The 6,900-nt window shown below is 56.3% G+C and carries 7 protein-coding genes and 1 pseudogene; 1 reads left to right on the top strand and 7 read right to left on the bottom strand.

Translation table 11 applies throughout. From position 1 onward, the window contains the following. Positions 1 to 93: 93 nt before the first annotated feature. The 3 genes and pseudogenes from JOD69_RS23495 to JOD69_RS23485 form a co-directional block, all read right to left on the bottom strand. Positions 94 to 213, bottom strand: a pseudogene (locus JOD69_RS23495) (class II glutamine amidotransferase); the annotation flags it as partial. Between the two features lie 123 nt (positions 214 to 336). Continuing rightward, positions 337 to 1,623 carry a YhjD/YihY/BrkB family envelope integrity protein gene (locus JOD69_RS23490; protein WP_086133603.1) on the bottom strand — a complete coding sequence of 429 codons (1,287 nt, stop codon included), beginning with the start codon at positions 1,621 to 1,623 and terminating at the stop codon, positions 337 to 339. 235 nt (positions 1,624 to 1,858) lie between these two features. Then, entirely contained in the window at positions 1,859 to 2,470 is a 612-nt protein-coding gene (locus tag JOD69_RS23485; protein ID WP_168183762.1) for a uracil-DNA glycosylase, read from the bottom strand. A gap of 326 nt (positions 2,471 to 2,796) precedes the next feature. Between JOD69_RS23485 and JOD69_RS23480 the strand changes: the two genes are divergently transcribed. Beyond that, positions 2,797 to 3,528, top strand: a complete 732-nt coding sequence (locus tag JOD69_RS23480; RefSeq protein WP_077727948.1) for a Crp/Fnr family transcriptional regulator — start codon at positions 2,797 to 2,799, stop codon at positions 3,526 to 3,528. A 57-nt stretch (positions 3,529 to 3,585) separates the two neighbouring features. On the opposite strand, the gene JOD69_RS23475 is transcribed toward JOD69_RS23480, so the two are convergent. From JOD69_RS23475 to JOD69_RS23460, 4 genes are all read right to left on the bottom strand, one after another. Beyond that, positions 3,586 to 4,071, bottom strand: a complete 486-nt coding sequence (locus JOD69_RS23475; RefSeq protein ID WP_077727949.1) for a phage holin family protein — start codon at positions 4,069 to 4,071, stop codon at positions 3,586 to 3,588. An 18-nt stretch (positions 4,072 to 4,089) separates the two neighbouring features. Continuing rightward, the gene (locus tag JOD69_RS23470) at positions 4,090 to 4,368 is read right to left on the bottom strand and encodes a hypothetical protein (protein WP_077727950.1); all 279 of its coding nucleotides are present in this window, start codon (positions 4,366 to 4,368) and stop codon (positions 4,090 to 4,092) included. Between the two features lie 496 nt (positions 4,369 to 4,864). Continuing rightward, a complete protein-coding gene (gene ssb / locus JOD69_RS23465; RefSeq protein WP_086133601.1) occupies positions 4,865 to 5,344 on the bottom strand; it encodes a single-stranded DNA-binding protein in 480 nt (159 codons plus the stop codon). A 140-nt stretch (positions 5,345 to 5,484) separates the two neighbouring features. Then, positions 5,485 to 6,876, bottom strand: coding sequence for an MFS transporter (locus JOD69_RS23460; RefSeq protein ID WP_348529983.1), 1,392 nt, complete (start codon positions 6,874 to 6,876; stop codon positions 5,485 to 5,487). Between the last annotated feature and the right edge of the window lie 24 nt (positions 6,877 to 6,900).

The raw sequence follows: 6,900 nt of genomic DNA, 5'->3' as shown, positions 1-6,900 counted from the left end.
GCATGGGACACCCCGCTTGTGATAGATGCCCATAGTCTAAGGACCCTAGCGGCTCACTATGTGAGCCTGTACTGAACTTCGTCGCTAATCAGGAAAGGCGATGCCCCAGCCGTCGCGGTGGTGATCGGTCAATCCGCCGCGTACGTGAAATCCCTCGAACGAGAAACAGATGTCGGTCGGAACATTGCAGTTCATTCCCAAGAGCTGGCACATGGTGGATACCTACGCGATAGTAATCGACGGGCTCGGGTTTTAGTATGCCAGAACGGCAGCAAGCAGGCGGCAAGGGGGGCGTCTTGTAGCCCAACTGGATTCCGGTATTAGGCTGCCGTGAGTTCAAGCATCTACCAAATCCTTCAAAGAAAGCCCCTCGGTGGCTTGTGCGCCGCACGTGTGCAGTCTTTCCAATAGATGATCCACGGCGGGGACCGAGAGAGTGTTCTTGTCGATGGACGACGTTTCAGCCGGCGACGTTCGTATCGCTTCCAGAATTTCGGATACCGTGATGGCCGACAAATCACGGGCGGGAACAAATCCTTGATCGCCTTCGACCGCGACCAGAATCAAATTCCGTGTTTTCAGCGCGTCCAAGATTTTCTCGATCATGAGATCAGGGAGACCGAGGTGCTGGCTTAGGGCGTCGGTCGTCCACGGCTTTTTTCCCTGATGAAAGTGTTCCGCGATCAGGTACATGATCAAGAAACCGAGGCGTTCGAAGAGCTGATAGCTGAGTTTGACGTCGCGCTCGGCCAGATGGATGTAGCGCGGATGCTGGTGATAAACCGAAATCTGAGCGCCGATCAATAGAATGAGCCAGCTTACGTAGATCCAGATCATGAATACGATGAGGATCGCGAAGCCGGAGTAAATGGCGGCGTACCGGGCTGAGTTGGCGACGAATTCGGCAAACAGCCAGCCCGCTCCGCGCCAGCCGATGCCGGCCACGATGCCTCCGACCAGAGCCGAACGAAAGTTCACGTGGGTGTTCGGAAGAAATCGATAAGCAAAGGTAAAGGCACCGATGATGAGGAGGTACGGAAGAATCAGTCCCAACAGGTAATACAAGGTTCCGAAAGGTTCCTGACTGATGATTATCTGCGCGATTTCGGTGCTGGCCATGGATGCTATGAGTCCGAGAGCGGAGAAAACCAGCACCGGCCCCACGAGAAGAACGCTGAGATAATCGCTGAACCGTCTGTGAAAGCTGCGCGATTTCTTGGCCCTCCACACATAGTTGAAAGCCTCCTCGATTTTTTGCAGTAGAGAGAGAACCGTGTAGAACAGCATGGCGAAACCGACGAAACCCAATACGCCGACCCTAATGTTGCTGACGAATCCAATGATGCGGTTAACGATTTCCCTCCCTTGCTGGCCCAACGGCGCCACCAGTTCCAGCAGGAGCGGCTCCATTTGGTTGTGTACGCCGAACGCGGCGAGTACCGAAAAGCTGACCGCCAGGAGCGGGGTCAACGACAGCAGGGTCGTATAGACCAGACTCATGGCGCGGTAGTCCAGGCCGCCTTCCTGTATGTCTCTGATCAGCCTCTTGATCAAAGCTTTTACGTAGGCGAACCGGTTCCGTAGCGAAGACTGGTCAATCGATACCCAAGGCCAGCTTTTCATGACGTTTGATCCAGGAGGCTGTTTGCTGCAAAGGGCATTGATAATGATTTTTGGACAGAGCGGCAACAGGAATGTGCGCGGACGCCGAATCCCGGATTCAGCCCGGCAGGGTCGTGACGAAGGTATCGCAAGCGCCGCGTCCTTTGTGGGGCAGGGAAGGAGGCCACCTTTTTCCGCGTCGTTGAAGTCCCGTGGACGGGCCGCTCCGACGACCGTGAAACCCAGGCCTGAAAAGCTACTGAGATGAATCGGTGGAGCGCGCGAGCAACTTGCCCAGGATCTCGAAATCCTCCTGGAGGGTGGCGGCGATCCAATCGAAACGCAAGGCGGCGGCAGGATGATAAGTTACGAAATAGCTTCGTCCGTTGCGCGGCTGCGTGGTTCCATGCAAGTCGGAAACGGTCGCGGTATCGCCCAGCATCTGACGTGCGGCGACTTGGCCAAGCAGCACGATGACCTTGGGCGAGATCAGCTCGAGTTGACGCTCCAGCCACAAATTCGTGCAGGTTTTCAGCTCGTCGCGCCGGGGCGTGCGGTTGTTCGGCGGACGGCACTTGACGCAGTTGGTAATGAACAGCCTGTCGCGGGCGATGCCCTGACCTCGAAGGAGCGTGTCGAGATACCGGCCTGCGGGGCCGACAAACGGCCGGCCAGCCGCATCCTCTTTGCCGCCCGGGCCTTCGCCCAACACCATGATTTCGGCATTTACCGGTCCTTCGCCAGGGACTGCGTGTCGGCGGCTCTCGTGAAGCCGACATGCGACACACAGGCGAATGCCGCCGGCAAGATTTTCGAGTTGTTCGGACGAGTTTTTCAAGTCCTCTATCGCCATATATGCGGAATCCACGATCCACGGGTCTCTACTTCGCAGACACAGCCCCAACGCATTAAGTTCATCATCCAGCCAATTTGCCTCCCGGTTCGGAGGGAAATGGTGCCTGAACGCTGGGGGTATATAGAACATCGGCTTTCAGTCTGTGGTCTACCGGATGAGTTTGATCCGCAAATTTGTTAATCTGAGATTTGCTAGCTCAGCGCGGATCAACTCGGTTCCGTTCCGCGCATAGACCAGGAATGGTCGGCTACCTCGCAAACCGGGGATCTCTCCAATAGGCGAGCTTCCAAGGAGTTGGCTTGCGAGGTGTGATTTCAATCAGGACGACGAGGTGGCACATGGCTAATTTAGGAAAGGGCAGCATTTCTCCTATCGCGCGGCATCCCGCGGCTCGGGTGTTTGAAGAGGACACCGGCGATGCATTGGCAGGCCTTGACATGGCGGGTTTGGAAACGGTTTTTCGAGGAGGCAAGCGAAAATCGTTCGCCGCCAAACAAATCATCTTCAGAGAAGGCGATCCGGCCGATACCGTGCTGGCGATTGTGCAGGGCTTAGTAAAGCTTATCAGCTATTCGCCCGACGGGAGGGCCCGTATCGTTCGGCTTCATGCCAAATGTGCATTTCTCGGTCTCGGGGGATTGATCGAACCGACGTATCAGCATACGGCGGTGGCGGTCGATCAGGTGGAAGTGATTTGTGCGCCGTTGCGAACGATTGCCCAGCTCAAGAAAGATAATCCTTATTTGTATTGTCGGCTCATCGAGTGCTGGTACCAGCATCTGAAGAGTGCCGACATCTGGATTACCGACTTTTCCACCGGATCGATAAAGGCGCGCGTCGCCCGGTTGGTGAACTTCCTGGCGGCCATTCAAAACGATACTTCGACATCGACTGCGGTAACTCTGCTGACCTGCGAGGAAATGGCTGCGATTCTCGGCGTTACGGTTGAAAGCGTCAGCCGAGTTCTGGCGGAATTCAAGCGCTCACGCATGCTTCGCGCCATAAAATGCAAGCCGGCGAAGAGATACGAAACTAACATCCCCGCTCTCAAGCATGTAGCGCAAATCTGAGTGCTTGGCAGTCTGAATAATCCGCCTGCCGCAGACAGTGTCGGCGGGCGGATTGGTTCAGTCTCTCGTAATACTACGAAATAAGCGTTGCCTTAGATGCGGGCTGGCGCCAAGAACCAGCCCCGCAACCAAGGCCGCGATCGCGATATCGCTGGTTCGAATATTGGCTGCACCGAGCGCATCAGTTACGGTAGCGCGCAGTGTGTCGGGAATGGCGGAGGGAGGCTGGGGCGCGGCCGCAAGGGAGGCTCTCGACGACGACGGCGGCAACGGCGCCGCTCTGCCCTGTTTGGTAAAAGATCGCGCAATAACCCATAACGCGATGAAAGCGATCACAATCATGGCGACGCCGACGATTACTCCGGCGACCCAAGGCTCCAGCATCGCCTCCAGCGATAAATAGACGCCAAGCAACGCGAAAACCAAGCCGCCGAATGCGGCCAATGTGGCGAAAATTGCCAGGGAGAGCAGTACCGCCGATCGGCTCAGCCCCTGCCAAAGCTTTGCTTTTTCCGCAGCGACGATGTCTGTGAATGATCGCATCACGGCAGCGGCCCGCCGTTAGCGACGGGTACCAAGCAACGTGCCGATTGCGAAGCCTGTGCCGAAGGCCACTAAGAGACTGGCCAAGGGGCGTGACTCTACATATTGCTCTACGCTTTCCTGGGCCGCCATCGCGTGGCCGCGAGCGCGTTCACCGACCTCCCGAGCTCTTGCGTAAGCGGTTCGTCCTTGCTCGACGCCCAAATCCTTCATCGCAGCCATCAAGTTGCCCATGTCGGCTTTGAGGGTGGCCAAGTCCTGCTTCAGATCTTTGGTGATGTCTTCCGTTGTTGCCATCGCTGACCTCCAACTGTATCAGGGTTGTTTCGTTGCCGACCGAAGGGTGGTTTTGCTGCAACTTAATCCCTTCAAACACCGCCGGCATTTAGAAAAATCAACTACAGGCTCGATTCTTCCGCCGCAGCGCTGAGTGGTTTGTTGGCGTTTTACCGGCTTCGGAAAAACGGCAAGAGATAAGCCGGTCGACTTGCGGATATAGATCGTCTCATAACCGACCGGGTACCTGCGTTGGACCCGGAAATGAAGCCGAAAGTTGCTTTATTAACCCGGCCTATAAATATAGGCCGGGTTAATCCGGGGCAGGGATGCCCCGGCGCGGCGACAAGCCGCGTGAGCCCAGGCCGGGCGTGTACCGGGCCTGGGCGGCGGCCCGAAATACCAGGAGGGTATTTACGGGCCTGATCAATAAGATGGCGCGCGCGTTGTGGTTTTCTGTCTAACTTTATTTAGAAAACAAAAGCTTGAGGGCTTCTTCGGGATGGGCGAAGTTTCTTTAGAACGGAATATCGTCGTCGAAGTCGTCCATGCCGCCGAATCCGGGCTCCGGCTGCGGGGCTTGCTTCGAAGATCCCGAAGATGGCGGCGCATAACGATCGGATTCTCCGCGCCCGCCCGAGCCGGCCGAAGGACCACCGGCGCGGTCCAGCATCTGCATCTGATCGGCGATGATTTCGGTGGTATAGCGGTCTTGGCCGTTCTTGTCCTGCCATTTGCGCGTGCGCAGACTGCCCTCGATGTATACCTTGCTGCCTTTCTTCAAATATTCTCCGGCGATCTCGGCCAGCTTTCGGTAGCACACGACCTGGTGCCATTCGGTGCGTTCCTGTTGTTGGCCGGTCTGCTGGTCTTTCCATGTTTCGCTCGTGGCGAGCCGTAGACTGGTAACCGCGCCTCCGTTGGGCATGTAACGCACTTCCGGATCGGAACCTAGGTTGCCGATGAGTATGACTTTGTTGACGCCGCGAGTGGCCATATTAAGGTATCTCCGATCGATGATACGGTTGAGAATTTAAACAGATATTAGACTTGCCGCTATGGCTGAAGTTCTTAATTTTTAAGTAAAAATTACAGGTTTCGTCAGATTTCGAAAGACTGTCGGAAGCCTTGGCATGCTCATGCAGCGACTTCCTGCAACAATCCGCTCAGCGCCATGCGATCCAGCTTCTCTTTGTCGATTTTCAGGTAAGCCACGCCGTCTTCGGCCAGGACTACGGCTTCGGCAACTCCCGGCACTTGAAGCAATCGTCTGGACAAACTGGAAGCTTGGTCATGACTCAATCCGTTCACGTTAACCAGGAGGCTGCTCAAACCTCGGGGAGCTTTCATACCGATGGCAAATATAAACCATAGCAGAGCGACGGCGGCGCAGAACAGGAAGACATAAGGTATTCCGTAGCGGCCGTAAATCCAGCCGCCACCAGCTCCGCCCACGAAGGCGCCCAAAAATTGAGCCGTGGAATAAACGCCCATGGCAGTACCCTTGAGGTCGAGAGGAGCGGTCTTCGACACCAACGAAGGGAGGGTGGCTTCCAAAAGATTAAAGCCGGTGAAGAACAGGTAAAGAAGCCCGGATATGATCCAGAAATCGTGTTGAAGCCAAGTAAACCCTACGTCCGAAAGGACGATTAACGCGATGAAAGAGACGAATACCGCTTTCATCTTGCGTTTCTTCTCCGCGAGAATCACGAAAGGAACCATGCTGGCAAGGGCAAGTCCAAAGACGGGCAAATAGATGTGCCAGTGGTTGGCCGTTTCCAGCTGTAGCGAATCGCGCAAAATCAGCGGAAGAACTACGAAAGTAGCGGTCAAGACGAGATGCAGACAGAAGATGCCTAGGTCTAACCGCAGAAGTTCGCGATTTGCCAGGACTGTCTTCAAAGATGCCGGACGCACTTCCGTATCCCGGTGAAAACGGCTCACGGCCGGCGTCGGCACAACGCTGTACAGCACCACGATACCGAGCAGAGCCAATGCCGTGATAATCCAGAAAAGACCGTGAAGCCCCATCCAGCCGGAGAGGACCGGGCCGATCACCATAGATAGCGCGAAGGACATCCCGATGCTGATGCCGATCAAGGCCATCGCTTTGGTGCGGTGTTCTTCGCGGGTAAGATCGGCGGCCAAGGCCATGATGACCCCGGCGACAGCGCCGGCCCCCTGTAGAGCCCGGCCGGCAATGATGCCGTAGATCGAATCGGACAGGGCGGCGAGCGCGCTGCCGGCGGCAAAGAGCAGCAAGCCGAGCACGATCAGGCGTTTCCGCCCATAGCGGTCGGACCAGAGGCCGAAGGGAATCTGAAAGATCGCTTGGGTCAAGCCGTAAGCGCTGATGGCGAATCCGACCAATTGCGGCGAAGCGTCCGGAAGCTCGCGGGCGAATACCGAGAGAACCGGCAGGATCAGGAACATGCCCAGCATTCTCAACATGTAAATAGCGGCCAGAGACAAGCTGGCGCGCACCTCGGCTCGGGTCATCGGAGTGTCGAGTTGCAAGGTCGGATTCAAGCAATATGCTCCTTTGCGAGTGGC

Origin of the sequence: Methylocaldum sp. RMAD-M (assembly GCF_017832375.1) — a bacterium.
Classification (GTDB): domain Bacteria; phylum Pseudomonadota; class Gammaproteobacteria; order Methylococcales; family Methylococcaceae; genus Methylocaldum.
This window is presented reverse-complemented; position numbering and strand designations above follow the sequence as displayed.